Origin of the sequence: Kiloniella laminariae (assembly GCF_027214005.1) — a bacterium.
Classification (GTDB): Bacteria; Pseudomonadota; Alphaproteobacteria; order Kiloniellales; family Kiloniellaceae; genus Kiloniella; species Kiloniella laminariae_A.
Map to the genome: position 1 here is coordinate 342,589 of NZ_JAPWGY010000001.1, position 15,258 is coordinate 357,846.

At 51.3% G+C, this 15,258-nt stretch carries 10 protein-coding genes; 1 reads left to right on the forward strand and 9 read right to left on the reverse strand.

Annotation, left to right across the window (positions count from 1 at the left end; genetic code table 11):
- Positions 1-17 precede the first annotated feature (17 nt).
- From O4H49_RS01535 to bcp, 7 genes are all read right to left on the reverse strand, one after another.
- Complete coding sequence (locus tag O4H49_RS01535) at positions 18-1,637, reverse strand: bifunctional metallophosphatase/5'-nucleotidase (protein ID WP_269421644.1); 1,620 nt, start codon at positions 1,635-1,637, stop codon at positions 18-20.
- 47 nt (positions 1,638-1,684) lie between these two features.
- Positions 1,685-3,106: an MATE family efflux transporter gene (locus tag O4H49_RS01540; RefSeq protein ID WP_269421645.1), complete on the reverse strand. Its 1,422-nt coding sequence runs from the start codon at positions 3,104-3,106 to the stop codon at positions 1,685-1,687.
- A gap of 54 nt (positions 3,107-3,160) precedes the next feature.
- A complete protein-coding gene (locus O4H49_RS01545; protein ID WP_269421646.1) occupies positions 3,161-5,710 on the reverse strand; it encodes a cation:proton antiporter in 2,550 nt (849 codons plus the stop codon).
- 139 nt (positions 5,711-5,849) lie between these two features.
- Positions 5,850-7,391, reverse strand: coding sequence for a PAS domain-containing sensor histidine kinase (locus O4H49_RS01550; RefSeq protein WP_269421647.1), 1,542 nt, complete (start codon positions 7,389-7,391; stop codon positions 5,850-5,852).
- Between the two features lie 181 nt (positions 7,392-7,572).
- Positions 7,573-8,982, reverse strand: coding sequence for an MATE family efflux transporter (locus O4H49_RS01555; RefSeq protein ID WP_269421648.1), 1,410 nt, complete (start codon positions 8,980-8,982; stop codon positions 7,573-7,575).
- A gap of 175 nt (positions 8,983-9,157) precedes the next feature.
- Positions 9,158-9,967, reverse strand: a complete 810-nt coding sequence (locus tag O4H49_RS01560; protein WP_269421649.1) for a ferritin-like domain-containing protein — start codon at positions 9,965-9,967, stop codon at positions 9,158-9,160.
- 59 nt (positions 9,968-10,026) lie between these two features.
- On the reverse strand, positions 10,027-10,491 hold the full coding sequence (bcp, locus tag O4H49_RS01565; RefSeq protein WP_269421650.1) for a thioredoxin-dependent thiol peroxidase: 465 nt from the start codon (positions 10,489-10,491) through the stop codon (positions 10,027-10,029).
- Between the two features lie 237 nt (positions 10,492-10,728).
- Between bcp and O4H49_RS01570 the strand changes: the two genes are divergently transcribed.
- Positions 10,729-11,517, forward strand: coding sequence for a hypothetical protein (locus O4H49_RS01570; protein WP_269421651.1), 789 nt, complete (start codon positions 10,729-10,731; stop codon positions 11,515-11,517).
- 16 nt (positions 11,518-11,533) lie between these two features.
- Here O4H49_RS01570 and O4H49_RS01575 read toward each other — a convergent pair whose 3' ends face one another.
- Complete coding sequence (locus tag O4H49_RS01575; RefSeq protein WP_269421652.1) at positions 11,534-12,025, reverse strand: PAS domain-containing protein; 492 nt, start codon at positions 12,023-12,025, stop codon at positions 11,534-11,536.
- 186 nt (positions 12,026-12,211) lie between these two features.
- Complete coding sequence (locus O4H49_RS01580) at positions 12,212-15,172, reverse strand: bifunctional [glutamine synthetase] adenylyltransferase/[glutamine synthetase]-adenylyl-L-tyrosine phosphorylase (RefSeq protein ID WP_269421653.1); 2,961 nt, start codon at positions 15,170-15,172, stop codon at positions 12,212-12,214.
- Positions 15,173-15,258: the final 86 nt, after the last annotated feature.

A 15,258-nucleotide genomic window follows, 5' to 3' on the forward strand; every position in this document is an offset into this window, starting at 1 on the left:
GGAGGGATCTGCAGAGATTATTTCTGCTTGATTCTGCCGTCGAGTTCGACAGAAACCGGACCAAAAGCTGAAATGTAATCTGCAAGGATATCATCCATTCTGGGTCCCTGAGTGAAAGCTTTTTGCCGCTGGTTTGTCTGGAGAGCATATCCATCGCCGCCCTGGAGCATATAATCATTTACAATTACCCGATAGATCCGGTCCGGCTCCAAGGGCAGATATCCTTGATTAGGGTCTTTGATCTCAACAGAAACAACCCGCTGTCCTGGTTCCCGGGAAGAGTCCCAGATTATCCGCATGCCAGAAATTTGTGGAAAGCGTCCGTCACTTTCCTCGACCTTTGATAACCCGTTTTCCAGGGCGAGGAGAACTGTACTTCCTTTCAGATTAAGTAAAACAGCGGAGTTTTTGAAAGGTAACACAGTCAGGATATCTCCCCAGCTCACAGGCCCGGCTTCAAGTGATGCGCGCAATCCTCCACTATTAATAATAACGGCCTCTGCCCTGCGCTTTTCAAAGCGCCATAACAGGGCATCACTGATGAGATTACCCATGGTACATTCACTTGATCGGCAATCGTCTCTATCGGCATTTAAGAAGCTACCTGCTTCTCCGACAGTGATCTGCCGAATTTTCTGAAGTTCCTGGTCGATTTTCTCAATATGACTCCTGACAGCGTCGTTTTCGGTAAAAGACTGATCAAGGAGGACACTGTCGCCATCAAAGTGCTGAACGACCCCTTTTTCATCAAAGGTAAGGGTAATTTCGCCATAGTACTTTCCGTACCCATAGGTACGGACAAGGGGAACGGGCTGACCGAGGGGATTTAGAACGACAAAGGGATAGGCCTCGTCGTCTTTGCCCAGACGGGAGGGAGACAAGGTCCTGTTATGTCCGCCAACGATCAGATCTATATGAGGCACCCGGGCCGCAACTTCCTTGTCCTGGGCCAGTCCAAGATGTGAGAGGAGGATGATCTTGTTGATCCCCCGGGCTGTAAGGGTTTCGACTTCTTCACGGACAGTTTCAAGGGCATCTTCAAACTCTATTTGATCTCCAGGAGTAGAAATCTCGGCTGTTCTCTCTGTTATGACACCGATAATTGCTATCTGCTCTCCACCGCGTTCAATAATGTGGTGAGGAGGGATTTGTCCGGCCAGAATAGAGCTGTCGTCAATCGCAATATTGGCCCCAAGAAGAGGGAACCCGGCCTTGGAAATCAGGCGCCGAAGGACGCCGGGGCCACCATCAAATTCATGGTTCCCAAGAGCCATCGCGTCGATATTCATGTCATTGAGGAGAACGATCGATGCCAGACCTTGATAATGGGCATAAAAAAGTGATCCCTCGAACTCGTCACCTGCGTGCAAGAGAAGGGTATTTTCTTTCTGGCTGTTGAGGTCTTTGCGGCGATCTTCCAGAGCTTTGGCGAGGCGGGCATAACCGCCGAAACACTTTTGGGCTGCCAGTTCTTTTTCGCTGCAGGGAACGTCTTGCCGATTGAGGGGAAGAAGCCGGGAATGAAGATCATTGACATGGAGGACAGTCAATGAATATTCAGCCAAGACCGGAGTCATGCCGATCCACTGTATCAAGACAAGGGTAAATAGAGGTATTAAGCCACCCAGATATCTCATCCGTTTCCCGCTCCAGAGCTGAAGCATAACATGGATTGGTTAAGCTGTTATTGCTTTTGCTTTCCCGCGGGGGGCAGGTTTCTGAATAATAAAGGCAGTCCCAGACCGCCAATTTCTTTTTTGGCAACATGCTGGACAATCAGGCCAGAGAGAAGCAATCCGCTCCAGACAGAAGCAAAGACAGCAGCCCACACGCCCCAGGTGCCCCAACCGAGCAGGTGGATAAAGAGAGCAGCAAAGCCGGCTGAGGCGATAACCTGACGATAGATCCCGATCCAGACAGTCCAGATGGGACGTTTGACGCCCTGTAAAAAGGACATCATGGCAAAAAGCATCAGGTAGGCCGGGAGCATGGGGGCGGCAAGGAGAAGATAGTCATAACCCACTGTGATTACTGCCGGGTCAGCGCTGAAAAATCCCAGCAAAAAGGTTCCAATCAAGAGCAGTATCAATCCGCCTGTCAGCATCATGGCGCCACCTGTGCCAAGGCACCACCAGAAGGCATAACGGATGCGGTCATGGGCAGCTGCTCCATTATTCTGGGCGATGATTGGCAGCAAGGCGATGGTCAGCCCCAACCCCGGGAGGAGGATGAGCTGCTCTATGCGCAGAGCAATGCCATAGGCCGCAACAGCGGTTGCACCAAAGGGCTGGAGGAAAAACTGGATGACCAGTACTCCCAGTGTGATGGTGAGAAAATTAAGGGTGGCAGGGAGCCCCTGACCAGAGAGTTCCCGGATGGTTTTCCAGCAGGGAGCAAAGTCACAGGCTTTGCAGCCAAAAAGAACGCGGGAACCCAGAGCCTGGTAGAGGAGAAAAGCGGCGACACACCATTCGATCACAACGGTAGATACCGCGAGCCCGTCAAAACCGATCCCCTCAATACCAAAGGCCCCAAAAATAAACAGGGGATTGAGCAGACAATTAGCCAGAAAACCACCGATCAGCGCGCGTTGGTTCGAGACAGTATCTCCTTGTGAACTGAGGATGCCGTTGGCGGAAAAAGCAATCAGGAAAGCTGGCGTCGCCAGCATGATAACCTGGAGATAGGCAGTGGAAAGAGGGTGGAAACTGTCAGGGACCCCAAGGAGATCAAGCAGAAAGGGTATTGAAACATATCCGGCAACGGCAAGGAAAAGCGAAAAGGCGGCAGCAAAGCTTAGGCCCTGGGCAGCGAAGGTGCGGGCAAGCTCTCTGTCCCCTTTGCCGATTGCCGTCCCGACCAGTGCAGAAATTCCCTGTCCCAGGCCAATGCCAAAGGCAACAGGGATAAAAAAAACAGTGAAGGAAACGGAAAGTGCTGCCTGCGCCTCTGTTGAAAGCATTCCGGCGTAAAAGGTATCGACCACGTTGTAGAGTGTATTGAAAAGCATGCCGATGCTGGCCGGAATGGCCAAGGCCCGGAAGTGTCTGGGCAGACTGCCTTGTGTCAGGTCTCTTTCGCGGGATTTTCCAGGTTTTCTTGCCAAGGGGCGGCCTTAGGTTGTGTTCGCAGTCTTGACCTGCGAGCAGAGGTGAACCGGCTAAAAGTTATCGGGCTTTGTGACGATGGCAACCAGTTTGGCAAGTTCCTGCTCTTTTGCCAATTTTTCTGCCTCATTCATGGCGCGTCGTTCTTTGGCAACCTCGTCCAGACGGCTGCGCCAATGCGGGTGTGCCTTGACCAGTTTGTGAAAGGTATTGGCTTCCAGTAACAGAAGGTGCGAATAGCTTATGGAACGAATATCCGCACTGCGTCTGGTTTCTGCCAGAAGCGCCATCTCGCCAAAGAAATCGCCATGCCCAAGGCGAACGACACGCTCTCCAATACGAATTTCAACGGCCCCGCTGGCAATGAAATACAATCCGTCTGCTTTATCTCCTTTACGGAAGATAAAAGCGTCGTCAGCGAAAACACGGGTGCGCAGGCTCTTTGTAATTTCGTCCAGCTCGCTTTGACTGAGTTCCGAAAAAACAGGAAAGGAGACGAGCAATTCAGAGGTTGTTGCCCGGAAGTCGACCTGCGATCGCGGTTTTACCACAGCGTGAATGGACTCGGCTTCCCCGATCAGACTGCGGGCGAGGTCTTCACTGATGATACCTGCTTCACGTAAATTATCGATCTGCTCAACTTCTTCCCGATAAGCAAACCGCTCGAGCAGGGCGTGATCCAGTGTGCGGGCAAAGCGCGGGTATTGCAGTCTGAGCCCTGCCAGATGGCGTTCTATCTCCTCCTGACGTTGCCGCAATATTTCACCCAAAATTTCTGCGGGTCGATCTCCCAGCAGAGCTTTAAGTTTAGTGTCAAGAAAAACACCCAGTTCCAACACCATGATCCGGTTGATCAAGAGAAGTTGGAAACGTCGCCCGAGATACTGGGCCAGGGGGCGGTTTATGCCCATACGGGCATGACACCAGCCAAGGATTCGAAAAGCGGAACTGTGTTTGTGTGGTTTACGGGCCGCGCGCAGATACCCCAGGCGACCGTCTTCCCTTGCAGCATCGATCATGGCGTCAACGGCAAGCAGATATTGATCAATGAGGATGTGGGGGACACCAGCGCTCCAGCGTGGATCAAAAAGCAGGGATTTCTCCTGGTTGGCGAGGGCAACCAGACCCAGTGTCAAACGTTCCTTATCGCTGATTGTTTCTTCAAAAGTCCTGTCTTTGGCAACTTTTGACAGTCGTTCACTGTAGGGCGACATGGCTGTTTCAACCAGTTCATCATCAAGCTGATAGCGTCCGGCAAAATTCCGCAGACTGCTTTTGACGGTTGAGAGCGACTGGCTGAGAACCTGGGACCTGAAGGCGCGTTCGATTGGGGAAAGCTGGTCCAGCCCAAGCCAGCGCATAAGGGCAGTCAGTGTTGTTCCCTGTATCAAGAGGGTAAAGAGGGCAAAGCCTGTGGCCTGAATGGCAATGAAGCGCTTGGTTTCTGGATCTACAAGCGGGTTTTCAGTCACGGCCAATGCCAGAGCCAGGGTAACGGCCCCGCGCAGTCCTCCCCAGATGATAACGGTCTTGGTGGGCGTGCTAATACTTTGCGTCAGGCGCGTTGCGGATAAAATCGGGAAAACACCAAAGAGGATAACAGCCCGGGCGACCAGTGCTGCGAAAACCGCAACGAGAGTAATCCAGAGATCGGAGACCTGGACATCAGCCAGCAAGCCCGGAACCAGGAGTGCCGCAAGAATGAAAACCAGACTTCCTGCCCACCAGGATAACTGGTCGAGTGTATCCTGAAAAAACCGGAAAGTTTCGCTCTGGAATCGGGACCGGGCAAAGGCACTGAGGACCAGTCCTGCTGTGACCACTGCCACGACACCTGAAATATGGATATAGTTATTGGCCAGAGTATAAATCAGATAGGGCAGGGCAACGGTGATGGTAACCTGTGCTGCCCGGAAAGACCGGAGCCAGGCAAGAATCTGGACGGTCACACGGCCAGCTATGAGACCGACGGCGATCCCGCCTGCAAGAGAGACCGAGAGCGTGCTGCTGACGTTGAGCAGATCAAACTTCCCGCCTGAGATAGTCAGTGCCAGAAAGGCACTAAAAGCGGCAATCGCTGTTGCATCGTTGAGCAGGCTTTCACCCTCGACCAGGCGTGTCAGGCGGGCGGGGGCGCCGAGGTCACGAAAGAGTGCAATAACAGCGCTGGGGTCGGTTGTCGCGACAATGGCCCCAAACAGCAAACAGACAACCAGAGGCGCAGATGAAACGAAGGAAACGGCACCGCCGATAATGACCAGAGCAACGACAACACCAAGAACGGCAAGCAGGATGACAGGAGCCGTATCTTTTGCCAGTCGGCGTACATCAATAGTGACGGCTCCCTGAAACAGCAGGATTGGCAGCATGATATCGAGAAACGTTGCCGAGGAGACCGGAATATCGATTACCAGCGAGGCCACTTCATTGAACTGATCAGTAATGGTCGTATAGAGCAGCCATTTGGCAGCCAAAGCCAAAAGGACACCGATCATGGCGAGAACAACGGTGAAAGGCAGGCCGCTGCGCCGGGCAAGAGGCTGGCTGCAGGCAATAACGACCAGCAGCGCGGCAATGGTAAGAACAATATCTGAAATAGGCACTATCGACGTCCGTGGTCAGTTTCCTGAAACATTGGCACAGTTTTGAGGGGCTGGGGCAAGAACTTGTTGTGTTCTTCTGTTACCTTGCTTTGAAGCTGATTTTTGGTCTGGGGGAATGGTGGTTTCCGGGAATTGCCGTTCAAACGCACATTGTCCGTTCTGCCGGGAAAGTGATTGTGACGGTGGTACCTTCGTTGCGCGCACTCTGGATCGAAAGTGTTCCGCCGTGCAGTTCGGTAAACCGCTTGCTTAATGACAGGCCGAGACCCGTGCCTTCGTGGGCTGTTCTGGCATTGGCCCGTGCCTGACCAAAGGGTTCCATAATTCTGGGGAGATCACCCGGGGCGATACCACAGCCTGTATCCATAACCTCGATATAGATTTTCTGCCCGGTTGTTTTTCCGAGAGAAAGGATGATCTTGTCTCCGTTGGCTGTGAACTTGAGGGCATTGGAAAGAAGGTTGAGGATGATCTGCCTGATAATACGCTCGTCGCCGAGGAGAAAGAGGTCTGCTTCAGGTTCCTCGATGCAGATCTGTCCGGTGCCGTGGCTGGATTTGCCGCGCAGGATCTGTAGACAGCAGGCCACGGTGTCTTTCAGATTGAGCTTTTCTTCATGAAGTGTGAACTCGCCAGCTTCGACCTTGGAAATATCAAGAACATCATTGATCAGATTGAGCAGGTGCTCGCCAGAGCGATGCACATCCGTGATGTATTCCTTGTATTTCGGATGGCCCAAAGCCCCAAAAAATTCGTCACGCATCAATTGGGTAAAACCGAGAATGGAGTTCATCGGGGTGCGCAGTTCGTGACTCATATGGGCAAGAAATTCAGATTTGGCACTGTTGGCAATATCAGCGTCTTCCTTGGCCTGGACCAAAGAAATTTCTGCCAGCTTCAAATCCGTGATGTCTTTATGGATACTGACAATACTGCCGTCTTCAGTGCGTCTGTCGCTGAGCAGCAGATAGCGCCCGTCCCGCAGTTGGATACCAAAGGATTTTGGGGGGCCTTTGACCAGATCTTCCCGACGTTCGATGTAAGCCTGTCGCTGGTTATCACTGACCAGGACTGTGCCCCGGTTTACATCAAGCTCGCCCAGATAGCGACGATGCGCTCCCACGGCGGCCTCTTCATCGCTGTAGCCATAAAACTCTTTAAATTTTGAGTTACAGATTATCAGACGGCCATCGACACCATAAAGAACAAAGCCCTCGCTCATGGCTTCGAGTGCATCAACCAGTATCTGACGGGACGCAAGTGCTGCATGCTCTGCCAGTTTGTTTTCTGTAACATCGTGCCCGGTGAAGAGGAAATAGTTCTTTCCGGTAATGGTTATGGACTGAAGTGCAATGGAAAAATCATGCAGGGTACCGTCTTTGCCGCGTAATCTTGCCGGAAAACGGTCAACGATCTTGTCGGTTTTAAATTGCCGGATCAGCTTGGCGCGCTGGGTCGGTTGAACCCAGATGTTCAACCCCTGAACTGTTTTTCCTGCGAGTTCTTTGCGGGTATAACCAAGGATGGAAAGCCAGGCATCGCTGATAAGCAAAATTTTGCCGTCATGCTGTTCGGTAATCGCCAGATAGGTTCCAGAGGCGCCAACCAGAGCGAGTAATAGATCATCTGCCTTAAGCGCGCGTTCGGCAAAGATGGCACTTAGCTCTGGCAACTCTGGCATTCTTTATCCTTTTCCGGTCTTCTGCTTTCGATAGGGGAATATAGGAATAGGGTAGGGGTAGGACGGCAGGAAATAGTGCAAAAAGTGCTTTAGAAACAGGGCGGATCATAAACCGGAAAATAACTTAACAGGAAAAAGCCTCGGCAGGCAAACGGTCTGATGCCCTGTTTTCACGGGATTATTATGTGGCCTTATATTGTTTGGATATTGTTTGGCGGAACAATCCCATTTTCATGCCGTTGGTGTTTGCATTCAGGAAGAGCACAACCAGAGATAAAATAATCATGAGGAATTCGGCCAGAGGAGGCGCATACCAGATCCCCTGTTCACCAAGAAGAAAAGGCAGGGTGAAAATCAGTGGCAGGGAAAAGAGATAAGTCCGGGAAAGGCCGAGGATTGCCGAGCGTCTGGCGTCGCCGATCGCCTGGAAAAAACCGGAAAGAACCATGCTGAGGCCAAAAGCAAAATAGAACAGCGTGATCTGGGGCAAGATACGTTGGGTCTCACTGGCGATTAGGCTGTCATCAACAAAGATAAACCCGATCTGCCCGGCAAAAACATTGAAAAGGATCTGGAGGCTGCCGCAATAGAAAAGCGCCGAGAGCAGGGCCAGTTTGATACTTGCATTGACCCGGGGCCAGAGCTGAGCCCCCTGATTGTTTCCCGCGACAGTCTGAAAGGCGATGTTCAGTCCCAGAAGGGGTAAAAAAGTGAAGGTCATTATTCGGGTGATAATGCCGTAGGCTGCAACTGTGGCTGCATAATGCTCGTGCCCCCATTGCTGAAGCGAATAGAGAATGGTGGCCGAGGTCATCGATACTCCAAGATAACCAAGGCTGGCCGGTGCGCCAAGGGCAAGAAACCGTTTCCAGAACCGCGTCGGGTTGTGAAAAACCGTCTGGGAAAAGGTGAAAGCGGAACGTGCTTTCTGATGGTAAAGCCCAACTGCGATGATGGAGATGAGCTGGGCCAGTATTGTGCCATAGGCTGATCCGGCCACACCCTGTTCCAGCTTGACGATCAGGATATAGTTGAAGGTAATATTCAACAGGGTAGAAAACAGGGAAAGGAAGGCGATAAAACCCATCTTTCCTTCACAGCGCAGTGCGTCAAAATTGATGGTCAGAAGAAACTGAAGAGGGGAAAAGAAGATCAGGAGCGAGATATAGCTATAGCCCATCTCACTGAGGGGCAGCGAGCCTTTTGTCACCCAGGAAATCAATGCGGTTCCGGCAATTAGGAACAGGGCAATCAGCAGCAGGCAGACCACTGCAGAGAGCAAAATAGCGCTGCCGAGAGCCGCATTTGCCTCATCGTTTTTCCTCGCGCCGAGCAAACGGGCAACAACACTGGAAAATCCGCCTGAAACCCAGGTGGACAGCGCAACAATCAGCATGAAGACCGGAAACATCATGGTTACAGCTGTCAGAGCTTCCGGTCCGACAAATTCACCCAGGAAGTAAGCATCGACGACGGTAAAAAATCCGCTGACCAACATCACCAGAATAATCGGTGCTGCTGTCTTGAGAAAAAGCTTTGGCAGCGATCCGACGAGAAACATGTTCTCGGGTGGGGATTCTGGGGTGGACACCGAACTTTCCTCTTCCCGGATTTTTGAGCAGGTTATGACAAAGAGTTTTTTGCTGAGTGTTCAGATTCTGGGCATTCAGATTCCGGGAATTCAGACAAAAGTAAACCCTCGGGTGTACATTCTGCATTTGCAACTTAAAGTGTCAATAGGTTTGCGACCATAACATATTATGATCCTAGAGATCCGCAACAGGACCGTAATAATCGATAGGGAAACCGGCCAGATCACGGCCTTCAGTATTGAAGGGGGAACGTACTCTGCCCTTAAAGAGGGTCAGGATGATGTTTTGCCAGCTTTCAATCGGGTCTTCCGCGTCCTGCTGACAGAGGTATTCGAACCAGCGCTTGCCTCTTGCGACATGGGAAATTTCATCGTCATAGATAATCTGAAGCCGATCCGCACTTTCAAAATCCTTGACCGCGCGAAGCCTGACAATTATGCCCGGGGTCACATCCAGTCCCCTGGCTTCAAGCACCATCGGGACGACAGCAAGTCTGGCTTTGAGGTTGTGCTCGGTAACCTCTGCCCCTTGCCATAGTCCGGCGTGAGCAGGAAGGGCGCCATAATGTGAGCCAAGCTGTTTGAGGCGCTCACACAGTAAAAGGTGGTGTCGGGCTTCATCATCGGCGATGGCAACCCAGTCATCATAAAATTCTTTTGGCATCGGGGTTCGGGCAAAGCGAACAATGATATCCCAGCAGAGGTTAATGGCATGGAGTTCAATGTGAGCCAATGCATGCAGGAGGGCAATGCGTCCCTCGGGATCCTGTGTCACCTTTCGTCGGGGTACTTCCGTTGGAGGAACCAGAACCGGGCTCTCTTCCCTGGCAGGTTCTGGTGGAATATCAGCCAGACCTACCCGGGAGATTGTCCCCGCCTGCCAGGCACGGGCGCAGAGGCGGGAATATTCTGATTTTTCCTGTGAGTTGGCGATGCAAAGAGCCTGTGCAGCGGCCTCTGCCAGGGTCTTGGGCAAGATGCTCATGGGGGATCTCCAGCAAATACAGGACTGTTTCGGATGCCAGGCCGTTCGGTTGCGAAAAATTACAGACTGGCGACTGCTTCCTGAACCTCTTTGACATGTCCGGAAACCTTTACCTTGTGCCAGATCTGCCGGATTACCCCCCGGGCATCAATCAGGAATGTCGCCCGCTCAATTCCCATATATTCCTTGCCATACAATTTTTTCAGGATCCAGACGCCGTAGGCTTCACAGATTGCACCAGTTTCATCTGAGACGAGAGGGAAATTCAGCTCGTTCTTGGCAATAAAATTGTCGTGGCGCTTTACAGAGTCTTTCGAGACACCGATCACCCGTGCGTTAAGCCTGGAAAAATCCGCCAGGGCATCGCGAAAATCACAGGCCTCGGTGGTACAGCCCGGAGTAGAGTCTTTGGGATAAAAATACAGAACGACGTTCTGTCCTTGCAGCGAACTGAGTGTCAGTTCATCCCCGCCGTTGAGAGGAGCTGTAAAATCAGGGGCCTTATCGCCGGTTTCAAGGCTCATCAGTCGGTATCCTTTTCAGAAATTTTTTGCAGTGTTGTTTTCTTGCGCCGAAAGTTAGCAGGCTATCCCCTAAAGCCCAAGTGCGAACAGTTTCAATCTGACGGGCGATTCATTTTTGAGTGGTGATCGTGAAATAGTTTTTTGAGAAAAAATTACACCTATTAAGTGTTTTTTGTTCTAGTGTGGTGAGGCAAAATCTTTCAATTAATAATATCGGACTAGAAAATGTTTCAAGCTATGAGATCTGTCATTATAGCTCTGGCGCTGTTCGGAGTATCTGGTGTCCAGGTATTCGCTGATAGCTCATCTCCAGAAACTCCAACTTACAAGGGTGCCGTGCACATTATCACCGAGCCGATAATCATGGCAGTACGTTCTTATTCCCTGAGCCCGACCAGAAACACCTCTAAAACCTTTGGAAAGGTAAATGGAGGCGATTTTTATATGGGGAGTTTTTCCAAGGGGACCAGCCAGGTTAAACAACTGGGCGACAACTTGTTGATGCTCGTTTCCATTGACGAAATGACTGTGAATGCCCATGGCCAACAACAGAGATCTTCACCAGAAATGAAAATTTCTGTCGAGCTTACGCCTCAAGGCAAGGTTCTTGAAATGGATTTTGCGGCACCGGAACTTTCTTCTGCTGAATTTCAGCAAACAAAACAATTATTGGGTAACGCAGTAAAACAAAGCGTTGCCACTTTCCCGAAAGAAGGTGTTCGCGAAGGACACAGATTTGAGAACTCGATTGATCTCGGGATTGGGATAATGAAATCGGTCGGAAAAGTCCTGGGGAAAACCGAATTTCGTGACAGGGAGATGCTTCTGGTCGATTTTGATGAAAGTACGGCTTCTTTTAACTTTGAAGGGAAGAATATCAAAGGGGATATAACAGGTTATGGCTTGATGGATGTTGCTACTGGTGCCTGGAGCTATAGTGAATTGCTTATCGACATGCTGCTGGAGTATGAAGGAGAAAAGACCAACCTTTATGTGAATCAGGTTACTGAAATCCTACTGGAATAACAAAAGCTGGCTCGGGTCAGTCCAGCAGATGAGGGAAAGACGCGATCATGATGCCGGTCACGTTTTCTCCGTCATCGGATAAGGGAAGTGCAAGGCGGTCATAGCTATAGCGCTTGTTGTCGAGTACGCCCTTGATGATGTAATAACTCGGCAGTCTTTGCTCAACGATTTCGTCATAGTGTCGGTTGAGTAATTCCCGGTATTGCGGATAGGGCAGGTCTTGCAGGGTTTTACCGGTGAAATCCTTGCCTTCTATTACCCCCATCAGGCTACCAAAGAGACGATGGCGGTACTGTCTTTTCTGGTTGTTGCTGGATGAACCTGCAGCTTCTACATCTATCAGATTGACACGGCCAAGTGCAGGCCAGATAGAAAGTGGATCAATTTCAGAGCGGGCGGGCATTTTGCGTTTGCCACAGAGATCTTGCCAGTAGTCATGAACCCGCTTCAATCGGATATCGGGGATATCCTTCAGGTCGAGACGTTCCTCTCGCTCTAGCTGGTACATGCGGGGCTTCCCAAAAAAAACAGACTGCTCTTTCTAGGAGTATAACTCTATTGGCTGGGAAAATCATCCTTCGCTTCCGACAGGAAATGGAGCATTTAGGCCAGATTTTTTCGACAGTTTGATTTTTGTTTTTAGCTGGGGGAATATCGAGAATTCGCAGTGAATAATCAGGGTGATTACCCTGGTTTAATTTTCTGGGATAACAAACTGTGTAATTGTTTTCTCATAGATCTGTTTAACGCGTTCCGTTGTTTGTTCAAGCCGGGCTTTGAGCTCCGGAAAGCCCGGTTCTCCGACGGTTGTGGCCAGGCGTTTGAGAACCGAGGGAGCTGTCGTTTCTTCATCCAGCTTTTCACCTGTTGTCAGGCGAAGCAGGTTTTGCAGCTGGTGCAACAGATCTGTCGCGTCAATCAGATCTGCCGTATCTGCTGATGACAGGAAACCGAGTTCGCCCAGTTTCTGGAAACACTGGCGGATATTGATCTGTAGAACTTCGCTGCTTTCGTGAGCATGTCTTAGTTGCAAATACTGCGCTAAAAACTCGAGATCAATCAAGCCGCCTCTGATCAGCTTGATATCCCATAATCCTGCGGGCGGTTTTTCTTTTGCAATCCTTTCGCGCATGCTGGCGATATCATTGACCAGTTTTTGCGGGTCTCTTTTCTGGCAGAGAATTGATCTGATGGTATCGTTGATTTTAGCACAGAAATCTGCGGGGCCTGCGATCGCACGCGCGCGGGTCAGGGCCATGTGTTCCCAGGTCCAGGCTTCGTTCAACTGATAACGTTCAAATGCGGTCAGCGTGGTGGCCAAGGGACCTGCATTGCCTGAGGGGCGCAAACGCATATCGATTTCGTAAAGCCGGCCTTCGGGGGTGAGGGCGGTCAGGGCATTGGTGAAACGCTGGGTGAGGCGGGCAAAATACTGGGTTGGATCGAGGGGGCGATCTCCGTCAGATTCCTGTCCTTCTTTGGACAATTCATATAGGCTGATCAGGTCGAGATCAGAAGTAACTGTCATATCCTGACTGCCCAGCTTTCCCATGGCGAGTATGGCAAGATTGCTCTGGTCGATTTTACCGTGGCGCAGTTTCAGTTCTTCCCAGGTGAGCGGCAAAAGTGCTTCGACGATGCATTCGGCAACATGTGCTAGGTCGCGGCTGGAATTCTCTATCCTGCAGGTGCTTCGCAGGATCTGAAGGCCAATTCTAAAACGCTGGTCGTTGGCCCAGCTCCGGCTGAAATCCAGCACATCCTGAAAATCCCGTGCCTGTTCAAGGACCAGGTCCAGCTGTTGTTTCAGTACGTCTTTGTCTGGCAGCCGTTCAAAGAAATTACGACCAAGCACGGCTTCAAGCAATCCGGGGGACTGGCTCAGGCGATCGGCAAGTGCGGGGGCGCTGCCCATAATCTCGGCCAGGAGGTCAAGCAGGTTCGGGTTGGCCTGCAACATGGAAAAAAGTTGAACGCCAGTGGGCAGGCCGGAGAGAAATTCATCGAATTTGTTCAGGGCAATATCCGGTGCTGCGGATTTGCCAAAGGCCTCAAGCAGTTGCGGCACGATCTCGGCGATCAGGCTTCTGGAACGGTCCGACCGCACTGCGCGATAGCGGCCCTGTTTCCATTGGGTGATCAATTGAAAGACCCGGTTGCCGTCGGTAAAGCCGATTTCCTGCAGGGATGAAATCAGTTCCGGCGTGGCTTCCTGGCCTGAAAACACCAGATTTTTTGTCTGTTGCGGCGGGCTGTGTTCATCCTCGAACAAGGTGGCGTAGTGGTCTTCGACCACGTGAAGCTGGTACGAGAGCTCCTCGCGGAAGTCTTCAACAGTGTCATAACCGAGAAATGCCGCGACAGCTGCAAGACCTTCATCGCTTTCCGGCAGGGTCTGGGTTTGCTGGTCATCAATCATCTGCAGGCGATTTTCCAGTCGGCGCAGAAACCAGTACGCCTCTGTCAGGTCTTTTTCTGCTTTGAGGGAAATCAGCTTGGCTTTGTGGAGCTGTTCAAGTGTGAAGACGGTTGAGCTGCTGCGCAGATCAGGATTGCGTCCTCCCCAGATCAGCTGCTGGGTTTGGGCGAAAAACTCGACTTCACGAATGCCGCCGCGCCCAAGCTTGATGTTATGGCCTTTGACGGCAATCCGGGAGCCCCCCTTATGGGCATAGATCTGGCGTTTGATGGCATGAATGTCATTGATGGCAGCAAAGTCGAGGTGTTTTCGCCAGATAAAAGGTTTGATTTCCCGAAGAAAGCGCGAGCCGAGTTCCTTGTCCCCAGCCACGGGGCGGGCCTTGATCATGGCCGCGCGTTCCCAGTTGAGGCCTGTGGTCTCGTAATAGGTCATTGCGGCGTTGAAGGACAAAGCTAGCGGGGTTGCACCAGGGTCAGGTCGCAGGCGCAGGTCTGTACGAAAAACATACCCATCCCGTGTCCGGTCATCAAGGCAGCGGACAAGGTCCCGACTGAGCCGGACCATACCTTCTTGTGGTCCCCGGTCATGGAGGTAGTTAACTTTTTCGGGATCAAACAACAGAATCAAATCTATGTCGGAAGAATAGTTGAGTTCCCAGGCACCGAGTTTCCCCATGGCAAGAACAACATAACCGCAGTCTTCTTCGGGTGCTGCAGGATCTTTCAGTTCAAGGTGCCCGCGCTTGTGGAGTTCAAGCAGCAGATGGGAGACAGCGGCGGAAATTGCGGTGGAGGCAAAAACCGTGAGTTCCTCAACGACCCGGCGGTCCGTCCATTCACCGGTAATGTCAGCCAGCCCTATCGCCAGCGATGCCTGTTTTTTCGCCTGGCGTAATCCTGTCATGACCTGATTGCGATCGGTAGAAAGAGCGATGCTTTCCTGCAGATATTGATGAATGCCGGTCAGACTTTTTTCTGCCCCCTGCTTTAAAAGACGACAGAAGAACGCCATATCACCCAGGATACACTGGGTAAGATACGGGCTGTTGGCAAAGAGGCAGGTAAGGAGTGATTTCGCTTTCGGGGTGGCGCCTAATTCGATAAGATCTTGCTTTAAATCGCTATTTTCAACACGTTCAAGACGTTCTTGCCAATTGGTGAAGCCCAGGCTCACCCGATCGGGGTTGATATTTTTTGGTAATGTTTCTTCAGTAAAAGAAAATGACAGTATCATGAGTGCCGCTACCTTGTTTCGAGTACAGTGCAAAGGCTACAGAAATTGGTCAAGGGCTACCGTGAATAAAACAATGCCGTACTCAT

Bases quoted from the DNA above. Each gene is read 5' to 3' on its own strand.
- O4H49_RS01550 (WP_269421647.1), bottom strand. From the start codon at position 7,391: ATGCCAGAGTTGCCAGAGCTAAGTGCCATCTTTGCCGAACGCGCGCTT.
- O4H49_RS01560 (WP_269421649.1), bottom strand. From the start codon at position 9,967: ATGAGCATCTTGCCCAAGACCCTGGCAGAGGCCGCTGCACAGGCTCTT.
- O4H49_RS01535 (WP_269421644.1), bottom strand. From the start codon at position 1,637: ATGAGATATCTGGGTGGCTTAATACCTCTATTTACCCTTGTCTTGATA.
- O4H49_RS01570 (WP_269421651.1), top strand. From the start codon at position 10,729: ATGAGATCTGTCATTATAGCTCTGGCGCTGTTCGGAGTATCTGGTGTC.
- O4H49_RS01575 (WP_269421652.1), bottom strand. From the start codon at position 12,025: ATGTACCAGCTAGAGCGAGAGGAACGTCTCGACCTGAAGGATATCCCC.
- bcp (WP_269421650.1), bottom strand. From the start codon at position 10,491: ATGAGCCTTGAAACCGGCGATAAGGCCCCTGATTTTACAGCTCCTCTC.
- O4H49_RS01580 (WP_269421653.1), bottom strand. From the start codon at position 15,172: ATGATACTGTCATTTTCTTTTACTGAAGAAACATTACCAAAAAATATC.